Here is a 17,164-nt window from a genome sequence, read left to right as displayed (position 1 = left end):
GACCCGACTGGGCCAGTCCGTCAGGCGCCCCGGTCGCGGGTCACCGACCCGGATCACAGTCGCGGGGTGGGCACGAGCCCCGGGCGGAGGGCGGGGCTAACGTGAGGGTGTGGCGCTCTCCCTGGCGATCTCGCCCTGCCCCAACGACACGTTCGTCTTCCACGCCCTGGTGCACGGGCGGGTGCCCGGCGCGCCTCCGGTCGAGGTGACGTACGCCGACGTGGACGTGACCAACACGGCGGCCGAGCGGGGCGCGTTCGACCTGGTGAAGGTGAGCTTCGCGGCGCTGCCCTGGCTGCTCGACGACTACCACCTGCTGCCCTGCGGCGGCGCGCTCGGTCGCGGTTGCGGCCCGCTGGTGCTCACCCGGGGGGACCGTGACGGCGGGCCGGAGCGCACCGACCTGACCGGGGCCACGGTGGCGGTGCCAGGCGACCGGACCACCGCGTACCTGCTGTTCCGGCTCTGGTCGGCCGGGCGACCGCCGGCCCGGATCGAGGTGGTCCCGTTCCACGAGATCATGCCGGGCGTGGCGGCTGGGCGTTACGACGCTGGGCTGGTCATCCACGAGGCCCGGTTCACCTACCACCGGCACGGTCTGAGCGCCCTGGTCGACCTGGGCGAATGGTGGGAGGCCGACACCGGCCTGCCCATCCCCCTCGGCGCGATCCTGGCCCGACGCGGGGCGGTCGACCCGGAGGCCGCGGCCGGCTGGGTCCGCGAGTCCGTCCGGCATGCCTGGGCCGACCCGGCAGCCAGCCGCGAGTACGTGCTGGCGCACGCCCAGGAGATGGAGCTCGACGTCGTGGACCGGCACATTGGCCTCTACGTCAACGAGTTCACCGCGGACCTGGGCGAGGCCGGTTTCGCCGCGGTGGCGGCACTGCTCGACCGGGCCGCCACCGCCGGCCTGGTGCCTCAGACCTCCAGCTCGCGCGCCACCGCGTGGACCAGCTGAGCGATCTTCTGCGCGGCCTTCTTGTCCGGGTACCGACCCCGGCGCAGGTCCGGTTGGACCTTCGCCTCCAGCACCTTGATCATGTCTTCGACCAGGCCGTGCAGCTCCTCGGCCGGCCGACGGCGCAGCTCCGCCATCGACGGCGGCGCGTCCAGCAGCTTGACTCCCATGGCCTGCGCGCCCCGGCGGCTGTCCACCACGCTGAAGTCGACCCGCTGGCCACCCTTGAGGTCGGTGACACCCGCCGGCAGCGCCCCCTTGGGCAGGAACACGTCGCCGCCCTCGTCACTCGTGACGAAGCCGTATCCCTTGGCCGTGTCGTACCACTTCACTCGACCCGTAGGCACCTGAAAACCCCTGCTTCACTTGAGCCGCTACTGCTCCAAGGCTAGCTGGATCATCCCGTCCAGCGCCGCTGGGAATTCGGTGAGCTCGTCCAGCACCACTTCCGCCCCGGCCGCGCGCAGCTCATCGGAGGAGCACGGACCGGTCGCGACACCGATGCCGGGTACCCCGGCCGCAGCCGCCGCCACCATGTCAGCGACATGGTCACCGACGTAGTGGGTCGCGCCGTGCTCGCGCAGGGCGGTCGCCTTCTGCTCGGCGAACAGGTCGCCGGCCAACTCGTCGACCGTGAGACCGAGATGGTCCAGGTGCAACCGGGCCAGCCGCCCGATCTTGGACGTGACGACCAGCACACGGCCACCTCGCGCACGGATCGCGTCGATGGCCTCCCGCGCGCCGGGCAGCAGGAGCGTCGGGGTGATCGCGTACGCCGGGTACAGCTCGCGATACACCCGCACGGCCGACTCGATCTGCTCCGGCGGGAACCAGTGCGCGATCTCGGTACGCAGCGGCGGCCCGAGCCGGGACACCGCCAGCTCGGCGTCGACCGGCACACCGGTCCTCGCGGTCAGCGCCCGGTACGCCGCGGCGATGCCGGGGCGGGAGTCCACCAGGGTCATGTCGAGGTCGAATCCGACGGTCAGTGCGGGCATGTCGAGAAACGTACCCGGCGACTCCCAGTCGGCCGGACGTCCGAGGGGCGCGAACGCCCGGTGCCGGGCTAGCGTGGAAAGACGATGACCACCTCACTCGCCGACCACCTGCGGTCGCTGCCCGACGAGTCGCTGGCCGCGCTCCTCCAGCTGCGGCCGGACCTCGTCGTACCCGTGCCGGCCGACGTCTCCGCCCTGGCCATCCGGGCCCAGTCCCGGGTCTCCGTGGCCCGCGCGCTGGACGGGCTGGACCAGTTCACCCTCCAGATCCTCGACGCCGCCCGCCTCACCCGGAATCCGGACGACGCCACCACGGCCACCGACACGGTGCTGGCGATGGCGACCGCCGGGCCGCAACCGCCGGCTCCGACGGCCGTCCGGGCCGCCGTGGGCCGACTGCGTGCGCTCTTCCTGCTGTACGGCCCGGAGCACGCGCTCCAGGTGGTGCCCGCCGTCGACGAAGTCGCCCCGTACCCCGCTGGGCTCGGTCGGCCGGCTGCGGAGCTGGACCCGCGCACGGCCGCGCTCTGCGCGGACCCGGCGAAGCTCCGACGGACGGTGCTCGCCGCCCCACCCTCGGCCCGGGCGATCCTGGACCGGTTGGCGGCCGGCCCGCCGGTGGGCAGCGTGCCGCCGGGGGCGTTGCAGGCGCCGCCGCTCGGCGCGGAGGACCCGCTCCTCTCCGACCCGACCAACGGGGGCGCCCCCACCGGCTCCCCGGTGCGGTGGCTCGTCGACAACCGGCTGCTGGTCCCCGTGACGACCGGCTCGTCCACGGCCAGCGGAACGGTGGAGCTGCCCCGCGAGGTCGGCCTGCTGCTGCGCCGCGAGAGCGGCCCGCTCGGGCCCCTGCGCACCAGCCCACCGCCGGTGGCCGCCGCGCCGCGCGAGCCGAAGGCGGTCGACTCGGCCGGGACCGGGCAGACCATGGAGGTGGTCCGGCACACCGAAGGGCTGCTGGAGCAGCTCGCCGACGAACCCGCGCCGGTGCTGCGTTCGGGCGGCATCGGGGTGCGGGATCTGCGCCGGTTGGCGCGTACCGCCGGGCTGGACGAACCGACCACCGCGCTGCTGCTGGAGGTGGCGTACGCGGCGGGGCTCGTCGGTGAGCTGGAGATGCCGGGCGCGACCACCGGCCGGTACGGGGCGGATCAGCAGGTGCTGCCGACCGGCGGGTACGAGGTGTGGCGGGCCGCCTCGCTGGCCCAACGCTGGGAGCAGCTCGCCCGCGCCTGGCTGAGCATGACCCGGCAGGTGGGGCTGGTCGGCCGCCGTGACGACCGGGACCGGCCGATCACCGCGCTCTCCGCCGAGGCCGAGCGGGCCAGCGTGCCGGTCACCCGACGGGCGGTGCTCGGCGTACTCGCCGATCTGGAGCCGGCGACGGCACCCACCCCGGAGGAGGTGCAGGACCTGCTGGACTGGCGGGCACCGCGCCGCAGCCGGGGCCGGGACGCCGCCCACCGGGAGGTGCTGGCCGAGGCCGCACAGCTGGGCGTGACGGGGCTGGGGGCGCTCACCTCGTACGGTCGGCTGCTGCTGGGTGACCTGACGTCGACCGACGAGCGGGGCGGCGACGACCCGCTGGGCGTGCACACGGACGTCGAGAGCGGCGACCCGTCCAGTGCCGCCCGGGCTCTGGACGCGCTGCTGCCCGCCCCGGTCGACCACTTCCTGGTGCAGGCCGACCTGACCGTTGTGGTGCCCGGCCCACCCGAGCCGGCGCTCTCCGCCGAGCTGGAGGCGATGACCGAGCTCGAGTCGGCCGGCGGGGCCAGCGTGCACCGGGTCACCACGGCGAGCGTGCGGCGCGCCCTGGATTCCGGCTACACGGCCGACGACCTGCACGACGTGTTCCGGCGCCGGTCGCGTACCCCCGTACCGCAGGGCCTCACCTACCTGATCGACGACGTGGCCCGTAAACACGGCGGGCTGCGGGTCGGCCTGGCCGGGGCGTACCTGCGCAGCGACGACGAGACGCTGATCAGCGAGGTGCTGGCCGACCGGCGGCTGGAGTCGCTGGCGCTGCGCCGGCTCGCCCCGACGGTGCTCTGCACGCAGTACCAGGTTGGGCGGCTGCTGGGTGCGCTTCGCGACGCGGGGTACGCCCCGGTGCAGGAGGACGGCACCGGTAGCACCGTGCTGGCCCGGCCACGAATTCGGCGGGCACCGCCCCGGGTGTCGGTGACCACCCGGACGATCGATCCGCTGGCCGCCCCGAAGCTGCCCATGCCCCGGCTGCTCGGCGTGGTGGAGCACATCCGGCGGGGTGACGCGGCGGCGCGGGCGGCCCGGCGGGCACCGGCGGTGGTGCGCGGCGGCGCGCCCGGGCTGGGCGGCGGCCCGGTGCCGGCGCACACCCACAGCGAGGCCCTGGCGGTGCTCCAGCAGGCGGTCCGGGACAAGGCGCTGGTCTGGGTCGGTTACGTCGACGCGCACGGGGCGACCGCGTCACGCCTGCTCAAACCGGTCTCGATCGGTGCCGGCTACCTGCGGGCCGAGGACGAACGGACCGAGATGCTGCACACGTTCGCGCTGCACCGGATCACCGCGGCGGTGGTGGCGGACTGACCGACGGCGCCACCGCGCGGGCGCTGTCGGTCAGCGGCGGCTGCGACTGCGGCGTACGGTGCCGACCACCGAAATGATCAGCAGCAGCGCGAAGCCGGCACCGGCGGACTCCCCGACCGAGTCGACGAAGCCCTGCTGAAGCACCAGCCAGCCGAAGAGGAACCACCCGAGGAGGAGCGTCGCCGCGACGGCGTAGGCGATCACGGTCGCTCGGGACACCTCGTCGGGTGGAGCTTGCTCGTGCTCCGCGATCACGTCACGGTCGACCGTCATCCCCAGCCTCCCCGCCCGGTCCGGTCCTGGACTCCAAGGGTGACACTCGTTAGTCCGGTCGGACAGGGGGCTACCGCAGCGATTCGCTCCGTGTCGGTCAGGTGCCGGGACGCCGGCCGATCAGCACCACCCGGGTGCCGACCTTGCCGAGCTCCCACATCCGGACGGCGTCGGCGTGCAGAAGGTTGACGCACCCATGCGAGCCGATCGGCTTGTCGTGCAGGTAGGTGGTGGTCTCGTGGAAGCCCATCCCCTGGGTGAAGTGCTGCCAGTACGGCAGCCACACCTCGTACGGGTCGGACCACTCCTTGGGGTTGCGGTAGTTGACGGCGTACGTGCCGGCCGGGGTGCGGTAGCCGGACATGCCGGTGCGGGTCACCGTCGGCGCCATGATCACCTTGCCGCCGCGGAGCGCCCAGACGGTCTGCCGGGTCAGGTCCACGCAGAACGTGGTGCCCGTGCCGGCCTTGCACCGGGTTGTGTCGGTGGTGGCGAGGCGCTGGGCCACGTCGAAGGTGGTCGGTCCGGCGCGACCCTCGACGGGGCGAATGCCGTACCTCTTCTGGAACTTCTTGATCGCGGCGCAGTCGGCGGCGGACTGCCGACCATCCACGGTCACCGCCCCGAACCCGCCCAACTGGGTCAGGTAGGTCTCCACCGCGCGCTGGTGCTGACCCTGGGGGCAGCTGGCGACGGTCGGCGTACCGGTCGTGGTCGGAGCCGGGCGGGTCGGCTTCGGCGTGGGTTTCCGGGAGGGTTTCGGGGTGGGCGCGGCCGGCGTGGGCCGGCCGTGCTGGTCGGGCCCGAGCGTGTCGCTCGCCCCCGTTCCCTGTTCCGCCGCACCGGCTGGGGCGGCTCCCCCGCCACCACTCCCGCCGGACCGCGGATCGAACGCGCACGCACCTGCGCCGACCAGCACGACCACCACAAGGGCGACCAGCCGGGAAACGATCCGGACACGCTCCATGGGACCTCCCCAGACAGTCGTCCCTTTACTAGACGTTCGTGAGTGCCGTCACGGTTGCGGCTGGTGAGCATCTTTCTTCCGTCGTCCCGCATCGTGCAACACTGGATGGTCGGCCAGCAGCGGGTATGCGACCCGTTTCGGCCGGTCGGCCAACCGAGGAGAGGACGCTGGCGTGAGCGGTGGACCACTGATCGTGCAGTCGGACAAGACCCTGCTGCTGGAGATCGACCACCCCGACGCGCAGGCCTGCCGGATGGCGATCGCGCCGTTCGCGGAGCTGGAACGCTCGCCGGAGCACGTGCACACCTACCGACTGACCCCGCTGGGTCTGTGGAACGCCCGCGCGGCGGGGCACGACGCCGAGGGCGTCGTGGATTCGCTGCTCAAGTACTCCCGCTACCCGGTGCCGCACGCGCTGCTGGTGGATGTGGCCGAGACGATGGACCGGTACGGCCGGCTTCAGCTCGCCAACGACCCGGCGTACGGGTTGGTGCTGCGCGCACTGGACCGGCTGGTGCTGATCGAGGTGGCCAAGAGCAAGAAGCTCGCCGGGATGCTCGGCGACAAGATCGACGACGACACCATCCGGGTGCACCCGTCCGAGCGCGGCCGGCTCAAGCAGGCGTTGCTCAAGCTGGGGTGGCCGGCGGAGGACCTGGCCGGCTACGTCGACGGTGAGGCGCACCCGATCGAGCTGGCCGAGGCCGGCAAGGACGGGCGCAAGCCGTGGACGCTGCGCTCGTACCAGCGGGAGGCCGTCGAGGCGTTCTGGGCCGGTGGGTCGGGGGTGGTGGTGCTGCCCTGTGGCGCCGGCAAGACCCTGGTCGGCGCGGCGGCGATGGCCGAGGCGAAGGCGACCACCCTGATCCTGGTCACCAACACGGTCGCCGGCCGCCAGTGGAAGCGGGAGCTGATCGCCCGTACCTCGCTGACCGAGGAGGAGATCGGCGAGTACTCCGGCGAGCGCAAGGAGATCCGTCCGGTCACCATCGCCACGTATCAGGTGCTCACCTCGCGGCGCGGCGGCGCGTTCACCCACCTGGACCTCTTCGGGGCCCGCGACTGGGGTCTGGTCGTCTACGACGAGGTGCACCTGCTGCCCGCGCCGATCTTCCGGTTCACCGCGGACCTCCAGGCCCGCCGCCGGCTGGGCCTGACGGCGACTCTGGTACGCGAGGACGGCCGCGAGGGTGACGTGTTCAGCCTCATCGGGCCGAAGCGGTACGACGCGCCGTGGAAGGACATCGAGTCGCAGGGTTGGATCGCCCCGGCCGAGTGCACCGAGGTCCGGGTGACGCTGACTGACGCGGAGCGGATGTCGTACGCGACGGCGGAGGCCGAGGAGCGTTACCGGATGGCGGCGACCGCCCGCACCAAGCTGCCGGTGGTCAAGGCACTGGTGGACCGGCACCCGGACGACCAGGTGCTGGTGATCGGCGCGTACATCGATCAGCTGCACCAGCTCGGCGAGTACCTCGACGCGCCGATCATCCAGGGCTCGACCACCAACAAGGAGCGGGAGCGGCTCTTCGACGCGTTCCGGTCGGGTTCGTTGCGGACCCTGGTGATCTCCAAGGTCGGCAACTTCTCCATCGACCTGCCCGAGGCGGCGGTGGCGATTCAGGTGTCCGGGACGTTCGGGTCCCGCCAGGAGGAGGCACAGCGGTTGGGTCGGGTGCTGCGGCCGAAGGCCGACGGCCGGCAGGCGCACTTCTACACGGTGGTGTCCCGGGACACGATCGACACGGAGTACGCGGCGCACCGGCAGCGCTTCCTCGCCGAGCAGGGGTACGCGTACACGATCGTCGACGCCGACGACGTCCTCGGCCCGAAGCTGCCGACCGTCGACTGACGCACGCGCGGCCTCGATCGACTCGGTTTTGCGGCGCGGGACCCCAGTGTCCGACGTGTACGCCTCGACGCCATGTGTCCTCCGCCGAAGAAAGTGCCGGATGCCTTCGGCGAAGCGTAGGAGCAGGCAGAACGCGAGGATCGAAGGAACGAGCGGGCTCCACCGGAAGGGTGAGGCGATCGGGGCCGGCGGTTCGCCGCAGAGCGACCCGCCGGCCCCGACCTCCAGTGGGCTAAGCGGCTCCGCCGGCCCGGAACGCCACCCAGGCGTCGCTCATCCGGTCGGCCTGCCCGGCGGTGAACATGTTCATGCAGGAGTCCTGGGTGTAGTCCATGAAGTTGTGGATCGGGTCGAGCCCGGGGGCGGTGCAGGAGTCCGCGCCCACCGGGCAGTCGAACTGCGGCGCCGCCTCGCGCGGGGTGTCCGCGACGAAGTCGCCGGACGCGGAGCAGCCGTGCGCGAAGGTGTGCTCCAGCATCAGCCAGTGTCCGACCTCGTGCGTCAGCGTGTCACCCAGGGCGTACTTGCCGGCCGTGCCGCCCGGCATCGACTCGTCGAGCATCACCACGCCGTCGATGTAGTCGCGCCCGTTGTTGTAGCCCTTAGGGAAGTACGCCCAGCCGAGCAGCCCGTCGCCGATGTTGGCCGCGTACACGTTCAGGGTCTTCGAGTCGCCGGTGTACAGCGCCTTCTTCATGTCCCGCTCGTTCTTGCCCGGCACGACCGTGTACCAGGCGCTGTTCACCGTCCACGTGGTGTCGACGAGCGAGAACCGGAACGGCGTGTTGGAGGCGTCTCCCGCCGTGCGGCCCGTGAACGAGTCGTTGAGCACCGTCATCTGCGCGGCGATCAGGGTGTTCCACCTGGTCGTCTCGGCTGCGGTGAGCGGATGGTCGGAGATCATGTGGAAGACCGTCGGCACGGTGACGCTGCCGTTCGGCAGGCGCGGCGCGTCCTTGATCACGCCGTAGGCCTTGGCTTCGTTCGTGGAGTACAGCTCCGGCTCCTGGGCGGTGGCGCCCTCGGCTACCCGGGCGGCGCTGTGCGCGTCGGTGCCCGGGTCACACGCGGTGACGCCCGGGGAGGCGGTCGCGGGCGCGGCCGTGGCGAGCGCCCCGGAGGCACCGCCGGATGCCAGGAGCGTCGCGGCGGTGGCGGTGAGGACCGCCAGTCGGAAGGTTGGTCTTCTGCGCATCGGTGCACCTTTCGATGAGGGAGGCGGTGCGGAGTCGATGAGGTCGCTGTTCGGGTATGAGAACACGCCGACGGCATCGACAGAAGACCCTCTGAGCAGGGCAGATGGCGATGTAACGGAACCGGGTCGGCCAGCGCTGTTTGGGCCGTTCCGGCGGGGTCAGAGGACCCGGGTCACCTGCTCGGCGGCGACGACCGCGTCCCGCCGCGCCGGGTCGAGGTTGGCGCTGATCACCACTGACGCGCCGGCCGAGAGCGGCGCGAGCAACCACTTCAGCGGCTGCTCGGTCTCGGCGGCGTCGACCAGCAGCCGATCGCCGGCGCGCAGGTCCAGCATCGTGGCGAACTCCTGCGCGAGCGCACCCCACTGCCCGTAGGTGGTGCCGTCCGCGGTGGCCGGGTCCGACGGGTGGATGGCGGTGTGGTCGGGCGCGCCGTCACCGTGCCGAAGCACCTCGGCGGACCAGTCCAACCAGCCCAACGGCACGTCTTCCAACTGCCCCGGCCCGGTGCCGACGAGATAGCGGTGCGGCGCGTCCGGCACGTCCTCCAGCCAGTCGTCCTGCCGCTCCGGTGTCACGAAGACCGCGTCGAACGGCCGGTCGCCACCCGGTTCCAGCACCGCCAGGCCCGCGGTGGCGCGCGGTCGGAACGACACCGCCAGGCCGGAGGCCCAGGCGCCCAACAACACCGCGGCGGTACGCCAGTGCGGCGGCAGCAGGACCGCTACGCGGCTGCCGGGGCCGAGCCCGCAACCGTCCCGCAGCAGGCCCGCGCTGCGCGCAGCCCACTGGCCGACCTGCTGGGCGGTCAGGTCGACGCGTTCGCCGGTCGCCTCGTCGCGGTAGCTGAGCAGCGGACGCTCGGCCTCGACGGGTCGGGCCGCCAGGTCGGCCGTGACGGTTGGCTGCATCTCCACGCTCCCCGGGTCGACGTCGGCACCACCCTACTCAACGACTTTGGTCGCACCGGTCGTCGGCCGATGGCCGTATCGGGTGACCGGGTGGCCCGCGCACGGTGCAGAGAACGATCCCCGAAACGCCGCCGAGGAGCGCCCATGCCGACCGGACCCGACCCCGTCACCGCCGACCCTCCCGCCACCGACCGCCCTGTCGCCGTCGACCGTCTGCCACTGCGTCGACGGCTCCTGCCGGTGATCGCGTTGCTGCTGCTCGCGCCGTGGGCGGCCGAGTGCTCGTGGGGTGGCTTCGCCATCGACGACTTCCTCCCGGTGTTGATCTTCCTGGGCCCGATGTACGGCGGTGCGGCGATCCTCATCCGGGAGACCGCCCGGCACATCGGCGCGGGTTGGCCGACCATCGTGCTGCTCGCCGCCGCGTTCGGCGTACTCCAGGCCGGGCTGGTCGACCAGTCGCTGTTCAACCCCGACTACCTCGACGACACCCAGTACGCCGACACCCGTGCCGCCGCCGAGGCGTCGCTGGTGCCGGGGCTCGAATTCAGCGTCCGGCAGGCGTTCGACTACGTCGGCAACCACATCGTGCTGACCATCTGCGCGCCGATCGTGCTCATCGAGTCGTTCCTCGGGCCGAAGCGGCGGCTCCGGCCGTGGCTGGGCCGGCCTGGTCTCGCCGTGGTCGGCGTGATCTACCTGCTCGGCAGCCTGTTGATCTTCTCCGACAGCAGCGGCCGGAAGGACTTCCTGGCCAGCCCGCTCCAACTGGCCTTCGCCGCCGCGCTGGTCCTCGCCCTCGTCGCGACCGCCCTGCTGCCCCGCTGGCGTCAGCCCCGCCCGCGACCGACCGGGGCGAGCACGGGGCGTCGCGGCAGCCGGGCACCGCACCCGCTCTGGGTGGTTCTGGCGGTCGCCGTCATCCCGCTCGGCGCCAACCTGGCACCCGGTTGGCCGGGAGTCGTCATCGCGCTGGTGCTGGCCGCCAGCACCGGAAGCCTGGTCGCGTACTGGTCATCGCGGAGCGAGTGGGGGCAGCGACATGTCCTCGCCGCGGGGTCGGCGAGCCTGGTCATGGCCGCCGCGTTCGCGTACCTGGTGCCGCCGTATTCCCCCGCGAGCCCAGCCGCGGCCCTCGCCGGCGACATCGCGGTCACCGTCATCACGGTCGCCCTGGTCGGCGGTGCCTGGTGGCGGCTGCGTGCTTCGCCCGCTGTTCACGTCGCCGCAAGCTGATGCTCCCCGCCGTGCCCGGCGACTGGATGGGCCTCTCCGAGATCACCGTGGTCGGCGACCGGCTCGCGGTCATCGAGCGGGACAAGCTGAACGGACCGGCCGCCGCGGTCAAGCGGATCTACACGGTGCCGCTGCCCGGTGCGGCGGCGACCGGCCCGCTGACCGTGCTGCCGAAGACGCTCGCCGTCGACGTGCTGCCCGCGCTGCGCGCCAGCGACGGCTGGACTCAGGAGAAGCTGGAGGGTCTGACCGTGGCCGGCAACGGCGAGGTGTACGCGATCACCGACAACGACGCGGTCCAGGACGCCACCGGTGAGACGGTGCTGCTGCGCCTCGGCTCCAGCCGCAAGGTCTTCGGCCGCAACTGACCCACCGCCAGTTCCCTTTCGGCCGGCGTCCACCCTCACGGTGGGCGCCGGCCGATCACATCAGGTGAGCCCGGTACTGACCACCGCCCCCGCTCACCGCCTTTGCTCTGCTTACCTATACGCGACACGCACGCTCCGTGAGGAAAGTTTCCACCCCTCGACTGCGCGAACGTTACGAAGTCCCAGCTAGACGCGGTGGCGCATATTGGTAAGCAGAGCAAAGGCTGTGAGCGGCCCGCGCGGGACGCCGAAGCCCGCAACACTCTGTTGCGGTACCGGCACCCGCCCATCCGGGCAAGGATCGTCACCTGGCTTCAGCCGGGCAGCTCCGGGCCGCCGTCGAGCAGCGGGCCGAGCAGGTCGTCGTACTCGTCGACCCGGGCCAGGACCTCGGCGGCGGTGAACTGGCGGACGGCCGGCTTGCGGCCGCGCGCGCCGGCCTCAACCTCGTCCCAGGTCAGCGGCGTCGACACCGACGGCACCGACTGGGCCCGCAGCGAGTACGGCGCGACGGTGGTCTTCGCCGCGTTGTTCTGGCTCCAGTCGATGAAGACCTTGCCCGGGCGCAGGTTCTTCGCCATCTTCGACACGATCAGCTTCGGGTGGGCCTTCTCCAGCTCCTGGGCGATCCGCCGGGCGTAGTCGGAGACGAGGTCGGACGACTGGGTGCCGGCGATCGGGCAGCAGAGCTGCATGCCCTTCTTGCCGGAGGTCTTCGGGTACGACTCGATGCCGTCGTCGGCGAGCCGGTCGCGCATCAGCACCGCCACCGGGCAACACTCGGCGAGCCCGGCCGGCGGCCCCGGGTCCAGGTCGACGACCATCATATCCGGGTGCTCGCCCACCTTCCACTGCGGTGTGTGCAGCTCCAACGCGGCCAGGTTGGCCAGCCAGACCAGGGTGGGCAGGTCGTCGGCGACCACGTAGTCGATGGTCTCCCGGCCCTTCGTCGACCCGGGCGCGGGCAGGTTCTCCACCCGCACCCAGTCCGGGGTCGCGGCCGGCGTGTTCTTCTCGAAGAACGACTTGTCGTCCACCCCGTTGGGGAAGCGGATCCGGGTGACCGGTCGGTCCCGCAGGTGCGGCAGCAGCACCGGGGAGATCCGGGTGTAGTAGTCGATCACCTCACCCTTGGTGAACCCGGCCGCCGGGTAGAGCACCTTGTCCAGGTTGGACAGCTCCAGCGCGCGGCCCTCGACGTCCACCCGTAGCCGTTCAGCCGGCATCGTCGACCTCCTCCGGGGGCTTGTCCGGGCGCAACCGCAGCACCCGGGGGAAGCGCAGCCGGCCGTCGGGGGTGCGCTGGCCGTACTTCACCTCCACCACCACCTGGGGTGTTACCCAGATGGCGCCCCGCGCATCCTCGCGCGGCACACCCGGCGCGAACGGTGACACGCCGGAGCGCAGTGGCTCCAGCTCGGCGAGGAGCTGGCGTTCGATGGCCGCGCCGATCCCGCCGCCGACCCGACCCCGGTAGATCAGCCGGCCGTCCGGGCCGGGCACCCCGACCAGCAGCCCGCCGACCCGGCGCGCGCCCGGTCGCCAACCGCCGATGACGAAGTCTCCGGTCACCTCCAGCTTGACCTTCACCCAATCCGGCGAGCGCACCCCCGGGCGGTAGACGGCCCCGACCCGCTTGGCCATCACCCCCTCCAGGCCGTGCTCACCGGCCGCCTCGTAGGTGGCCGGCCCGTCGGCGAACACCGGCGGCACCGCCCACCGGAGGCCGCCGAGCGCGAGCGCGTCCAGCGCCTCCCGGCGACGCTCGTACGGCCAGCCGGTCAGGTCGTCGCCGTTCAACCGGAGCAGGTCGAAGATCATGTACGTCACCGGCATGACGGCGGCCAATCGGGCCGCCTTGGCCCGGTCCCGGACGTGCATCCGCTCGGCCAGCGCGGTGAACGACGGCTGCCCGCCCTGGCCGAGCAGCACCACCTCACCGTCGAGCAGCGCGTCGTCGACCTGCTCGGGCAGGGTGGCCAACTCCGGGTACGCGGCGGTGATCTCCACGCCGGAGCGGGCATACAGGTGCTGACCGCCACTGGAGATGTCGGCCAGGGCGCGGACGCCGTCCCACTTGAACTCGTACGCCCAGCCGTCACCCGCCGGGAGCGGCCCGGTCATCGCGAGCATCGGCTTGAGCGGCGCGCCGGGCACGACCCGACTGTAGTAGCAGGCCGAACACCTCGCGTCCGGTTCTTCGGGATGCGAGCATGGTCGATACCGGGGAAGGGAGCGCAGGATGCGTGCCATCTGGAAGGGAGCCGTGTCGTTCGGGCTCGTCTCGATCGGGGTGAAGCTCTACTCCGCGACCGAGGAGAAGGACATTCGGTTCCACCAGGTGCACCGCGAGGATGGCGGCCGGATCCGCTACAAGCGCACCTGCTCGGTCTGCGGCGAGGAGGTCACCTACGACGACATCGCCAAGGGTTACGACATCGGCGGCGGCGAAATGGTGATCCTCACCGACGAGGACTTCGCTGACCTGCCGTTGACCAGTTCCCGCGCCATCGACGTGCTGGAGTTCGTGCCGGCCGAGCAGGTCGATCCGATCCTCTACAACAAGGCGTACTTCCTCGAGCCGGAGGGCGCGGCGACCAAGCCGTACGTGCTGCTGCGCGACGCGCTGATCGACTCGGAGCGGGTGGCCATCGTCAAGGTGGCGCTGCGCCAGCGGGAACAGCTGGCCACGCTGCGGGTCCGCGAGGGTGTGCTGCTGCTCAACACCATGCTCTGGCCGGACGAGATCCGTACCCCGGACTTCGGTTTCCTCGACGAGGACCTCAAGGTGCGCCCACCGGAGCTGGCCATGGCCAGCTCACTGATCGACTCGATGACCGGCGAGTTCGAGCCGGACGTCTTCACCGACGACTACCGGGCCGCGTTGCAGGAGGTCATCGACGCCAAGGTGGAGGGTCGGGAGGTCGTCCAGCCGGAGGAGGTCGAGGAGGCCCCGGCCGCGGCGGTGGATCTGATGGCGGCGTTGAAGGCGTCGGTGGAGCGTGCCAAGGCGGCGCGCGGCGAGCAGCCGGCCCGTGGCGGCGGTGGCGGCGAGCCGACGCCCATCTCGTCGGCCCGGTCCGCGCAGAAGGCAGCCGAGAAGAAGGCGGCCAAGGCACCCGCGAAGAAGACCGCGGCGAAGAAGACCGCCGAGAAGAAGGCGGCCGAGCCGGCGAAGAAGACCGCCGCCAAGAAGGCAGCCGCGAAGAAGGCGGAGCCGGCGAAGAAGACCGCCGCGCGCAAGACCGCACCCCGCAAGAGCGCCTGACCGTACGGCAGCGGCGGCGGTGTCCGCCGGGCCGGGTACGCTCCGCCGGCCGCTGGCGACCGGAGGAGCCCTCATGCCGTACACCCCTGATCTGGACCGGTTGCGGACGCCCGGCGCCCGCTTCACCGACGAGCACGGCGGGTACCTGATCGAGGTTCACCCGGTGGGCGACGTCGTGTTGCCGACCGGCCGCGTGGTCGGGTGCGACCCCCTGGTCTGCCCGGAGGCCGAGCCGTTCACGGTGACCGTCCCGCCGGGGCGGTATCCCGCCCGCGCCTGGGTGGCGGTGGTGCTCCGGGAGGACGCCGAGGTGGACCGCCGGGTGGCCGCGTTCGAGCTGGTCGTCTCCGACGAGCCCACCAGCCGGTGGGAGCCGGCCGTCGCGGGCGACCAGGACGTCGCCACACTCGGCGCGAACGACTACTTCGGGTACGGGGTGGACGCCGGTGCCGGCACCCTCGCCGACCCGACCGCGCTCGCCGCCCTGGAAGGTTGGGACGAGGACCGGATCGAGGAGGTCTTCAACCCCTACGAGCTGCCCATGTCGCCGGTGCGGGGGCTGATCAGCGCTGTCCTGGACGAGGCCAGCGGTGCCAACATCGTCACCGTGGCCACCGGTTGGGGCGACGGCTGCTACGGCACCTGGATCGGCCGCACCGCCGACGGACGGATCACGTCGTTCGTGACCGACTTCATGGTCATCCCGGAATAACCGCCCGGGAAAGCCCCGGAACTGCCTCGCTGGGCGATCCGAGGCGTCCACGGCAGGCACGGTAGGCCGCGGTGCGGGTACCGTGTGCGTCGGCTTTCCCCCCGGCACCGGGTGCCGGCCACACTTCGCAGCAGGGAGTCGACGACGTGAGCGAGCGGACGCAGCAGACGGGCCAGGACCAGAGCCCGGCGACCAAGTCGGGGCGCCGCCTGGCCGCCCAGTTGGCGGAGAAGAAGGCCGCCGACGCGAGGCGGAAGCGCAACGCGTGGCTCAGCGGTCTCCTCGCCGTCGCCGTGGTCGGAGGGCTGATCGCCGTCTTCGTGGCGATCGGCGGGGGCGACGACAAGCCCAAGACCCAGGCGGACGCGACCCCGTCCGCCTCCGCCCCGGCCCCCGACGAGGCCGGCGCACCCCCCGCTCCGCAGCTGCCCGAGGGCGCCGATCCGGCGCTGGGCACCAAGCCGACGGTGACGCCGGGCACGGGCGACCTCAAGAAGCTCACGGTCACCCCGCTGATCGAGGGCAAGGGCCCGGCCGTGCAGAAGGGCCAGAACATCACCACGAACTACGTGGGGGTGTTCTACAAGGACGGCAAGGAGTTCGACTCCTCCTGGAAGGCCGGGCAGCCGGCCACCTTCCCGATCGGTGTCGGCCAGGTCATCCCCGGCTGGGACCAGGGCCTGGTCGGCGTGACCGTGGGCAGCCGGGTGCAGCTCGACATCCCGGGCGAGCTGGCGTACGGCAACGACGAGGCCGCCGCCGGTGGGCGTCCGACCGGCCCGCTGCGCTTCGTGGTGGACGTGCTCGCCGCCCAGTGACCTGTCCGGGTCGTCCCGGTTGTCGCCGGGCCGCGATGGAGTTGTTCACATGGGGCTTCCGGCCCGTCACCCAGCGGCAGTAGGTTCGGCGTCACCCCGGGCGGTTCGCCGCCCGGGGTGAGCATCCGGAACCGGGACGCGGAGGTGCATGTGACGGCGCTGGACGAGCCTGGGCGGACCGCCCGGTCGATGTGGGCGTACCTCGAGCCGGTGCACACGGTCACCTACCTTCACCCCCGGGCCCGGGCCGCGTACGAGGCGGTCGGGCTGCGTGGTTATTGGCGCGGTTACTTCGCCGGCCGGGCCGCGCCGCTGGGAGCGGCCGAGGCGGCCCCGGTGATCGCCGCCTTCTTCAACTTCGCGCCGCCGATGGTGGCCCGCGCGTTGCCGGCGGTGTGGCGGTTGGCCACCCCGCAGGAGGCGCTGCGCGCCCGCCTGACCGGTGCCGTGCAGGCGCTCGCCGAGCTGACCTACGAGCTGCCGGAGTCGCACCTGGTGGAGGCCGCCGACCTGCTGGAGCGGGCCGCCTCGGCGGCGCAGACCGCCGGCCGGGTGCTCGGCGCGGCCAACGCGGCGCTCCCGGCCGGCGAGTACCCGCTGGCGCGGCTCTGGCAGGCCGCCACCACGCTGCGCGAACACCGGGGGGACGGGCACGTGGCGGCGCTGGTGGCCGCCGGCCTGGACCCGGTGGAGACGCTGACCGGGCGGGTCGCGCTGGACGGTTCGTCGCCGCAGTACCTGCTGGGCCGGGGCTGGTCCGAGGAGCAGTGGCACGCCGCCCGCGAGCGGCTCACCGAGCGGGGCTGGCTGACCGGGGACGGCACGGCCACCGACCACGCCCGGGCCGAGTTCCAGGCCATCGAGGACGCCACCGACCGGGCCGCCGCGCATCCGTGGCAGGCGCTCGGCCCCGCCGACACGGACCGGCTCCGGGAGCTGCTGGAGCCGATCGCCCGGTCCGGTCACACTCTGCTCCCCGAGGGCAGCCCGCTCGGCCTGCCCGCGCTGCCCGGCTGACCGGGCACCCACCGGTCGG

General features: G+C 72.4%; 17 protein-coding genes. 9 read left to right on the top strand and 8 right to left on the bottom strand.

All coding sequences use genetic code 11. The features are described from left to right. Positions 1-109: 109 nt before the first annotated feature. Positions 110-958 (top strand): 1,4-dihydroxy-6-naphtoate synthase, encoded by an 849-nt coding sequence (locus AC5L30_RS05370; RefSeq protein WP_494865779.1) that lies wholly within the window; start codon positions 110-112, stop codon positions 956-958. Here the strand turns inward: AC5L30_RS05370 and AC5L30_RS05365 are convergent. Together AC5L30_RS05365 and AC5L30_RS05360 are read right to left on the bottom strand one after the other, a co-directional pair. Further along, a complete protein-coding gene (locus AC5L30_RS05365) occupies positions 919-1,305 on the bottom strand; it encodes a cold-shock protein (protein WP_074316242.1) in 387 nt (128 codons plus the stop codon). The two genes, AC5L30_RS05370 and AC5L30_RS05365, sit on opposite strands and share 40 nt — an antisense overlap. 27 nt (positions 1,306-1,332) lie before the next feature. Next, positions 1,333-1,956, bottom strand: coding sequence for an HAD family hydrolase (locus tag AC5L30_RS05360; RefSeq protein ID WP_494865777.1), 624 nt, complete (start codon positions 1,954-1,956; stop codon positions 1,333-1,335). An 84-nt stretch (positions 1,957-2,040) separates the two neighbouring features. Here AC5L30_RS05360 and AC5L30_RS05355 point away from each other — a divergent pair, with 84 nt between their 5' ends. Beyond that, complete coding sequence (locus AC5L30_RS05355; protein WP_494865775.1) at positions 2,041-4,527, top strand: helicase-associated domain-containing protein; 2,487 nt, start codon at positions 2,041-2,043, stop codon at positions 4,525-4,527. A gap of 30 nt (positions 4,528-4,557) precedes the next feature. Here the strand turns inward: AC5L30_RS05355 and AC5L30_RS05350 are convergent, their stop codons facing one another. Both AC5L30_RS05350 and AC5L30_RS05345 read right to left on the bottom strand, forming a co-directional pair. Then, entirely contained in the window at positions 4,558-4,800 is a 243-nt protein-coding gene (locus tag AC5L30_RS05350; protein WP_196920744.1) for a hypothetical protein, read from the bottom strand. A 97-nt stretch (positions 4,801-4,897) separates the two neighbouring features. After that, positions 4,898-5,767, bottom strand: coding sequence for a L,D-transpeptidase family protein (locus tag AC5L30_RS05345; RefSeq protein ID WP_494865773.1), 870 nt, complete (start codon positions 5,765-5,767; stop codon positions 4,898-4,900). Positions 5,768-5,939: 172 nt separating this feature from the next. Between AC5L30_RS05345 and AC5L30_RS05340 the strand changes: the two genes are divergently transcribed. Next, positions 5,940-7,619 (top strand): DNA repair helicase XPB, encoded by a 1,680-nt coding sequence (locus tag AC5L30_RS05340; protein ID WP_124854244.1) that lies wholly within the window; start codon positions 5,940-5,942, stop codon positions 7,617-7,619. Positions 7,620-7,851: 232 nt separating this feature from the next. Here AC5L30_RS05340 and AC5L30_RS05335 read toward each other — a convergent pair whose 3' ends face one another. After that, positions 7,852-8,814 (bottom strand): zinc metalloprotease, encoded by a 963-nt coding sequence (locus AC5L30_RS05335; protein ID WP_494865771.1) that lies wholly within the window; start codon positions 8,812-8,814, stop codon positions 7,852-7,854. 159 nt (positions 8,815-8,973) lie between these two features. Continuing rightward, entirely contained in the window at positions 8,974-9,726 is a 753-nt protein-coding gene (locus AC5L30_RS05330; protein WP_494865769.1) for a TIGR03089 family protein, read from the bottom strand. 144 nt (positions 9,727-9,870) lie between these two features. Here AC5L30_RS05330 and AC5L30_RS05325 point away from each other — a divergent pair, with 144 nt between their 5' ends. Both AC5L30_RS05325 and AC5L30_RS05320 read left to right on the top strand, forming a co-directional pair. Then, positions 9,871-10,962 carry a hypothetical protein gene (locus AC5L30_RS05325; protein WP_494865767.1) on the top strand — a complete coding sequence of 364 codons (1,092 nt, stop codon included), beginning with the start codon at positions 9,871-9,873 and terminating at the stop codon, positions 10,960-10,962. A gap of 11 nt (positions 10,963-10,973) precedes the next feature. Beyond that, positions 10,974-11,330: an esterase-like activity of phytase family protein gene (locus AC5L30_RS05320; RefSeq protein ID WP_494865765.1), complete on the top strand. Its 357-nt coding sequence runs from the start codon at positions 10,974-10,976 to the stop codon at positions 11,328-11,330. A 314-nt stretch (positions 11,331-11,644) separates the two neighbouring features. On the opposite strand, the gene ligD (AC5L30_RS05315) is transcribed toward AC5L30_RS05320, so the two are convergent. After that, a complete protein-coding gene (ligD, locus tag AC5L30_RS05315; RefSeq protein WP_494865763.1) occupies positions 11,645-12,556 on the bottom strand; it encodes a non-homologous end-joining DNA ligase in 912 nt (303 codons plus the stop codon). Then, entirely contained in the window at positions 12,546-13,487 is a 942-nt protein-coding gene (ligD, locus tag AC5L30_RS05310) for a non-homologous end-joining DNA ligase (protein ID WP_494865761.1), read from the bottom strand. The genes ligD (AC5L30_RS05315) and ligD (AC5L30_RS05310) overlap by 11 nt, the downstream gene beginning before the upstream one ends. A gap of 85 nt (positions 13,488-13,572) precedes the next feature. Here ligD (AC5L30_RS05310) and ku point away from each other — a divergent pair, with 85 nt between their 5' ends. The 4 genes from ku to AC5L30_RS05290 all read left to right on the top strand — a co-directional run bounded on the left by ku (position 13,573) and on the right by AC5L30_RS05290 (position 17,145). Then, the gene (ku, locus tag AC5L30_RS05305) at positions 13,573-14,598 is read left to right on the top strand and encodes a non-homologous end joining protein Ku (protein ID WP_494865759.1); all 1,026 of its coding nucleotides are present in this window, start codon (positions 13,573-13,575) and stop codon (positions 14,596-14,598) included. A 73-nt stretch (positions 14,599-14,671) separates the two neighbouring features. Further along, entirely contained in the window at positions 14,672-15,310 is a 639-nt protein-coding gene (locus tag AC5L30_RS05300) for a DUF4241 domain-containing protein (protein WP_494865758.1), read from the top strand. A 146-nt stretch (positions 15,311-15,456) separates the two neighbouring features. Further along, entirely contained in the window at positions 15,457-16,128 is a 672-nt protein-coding gene (locus AC5L30_RS05295) for an FKBP-type peptidyl-prolyl cis-trans isomerase (protein ID WP_494865757.1), read from the top strand. 189 nt (positions 16,129-16,317) lie between these two features. Then, positions 16,318-17,145: an SCO6745 family protein gene (locus AC5L30_RS05290; protein WP_494866082.1), complete on the top strand. Its 828-nt coding sequence runs from the start codon at positions 16,318-16,320 to the stop codon at positions 17,143-17,145. Positions 17,146-17,164: the final 19 nt, after the last annotated feature.

This window comes from Micromonospora sp. BQ32 (genome assembly GCF_059358895.1).
Note: the sequence above shows the minus strand (reverse complement) of the source record. Positions and strands in the feature narration are given on the sequence as shown.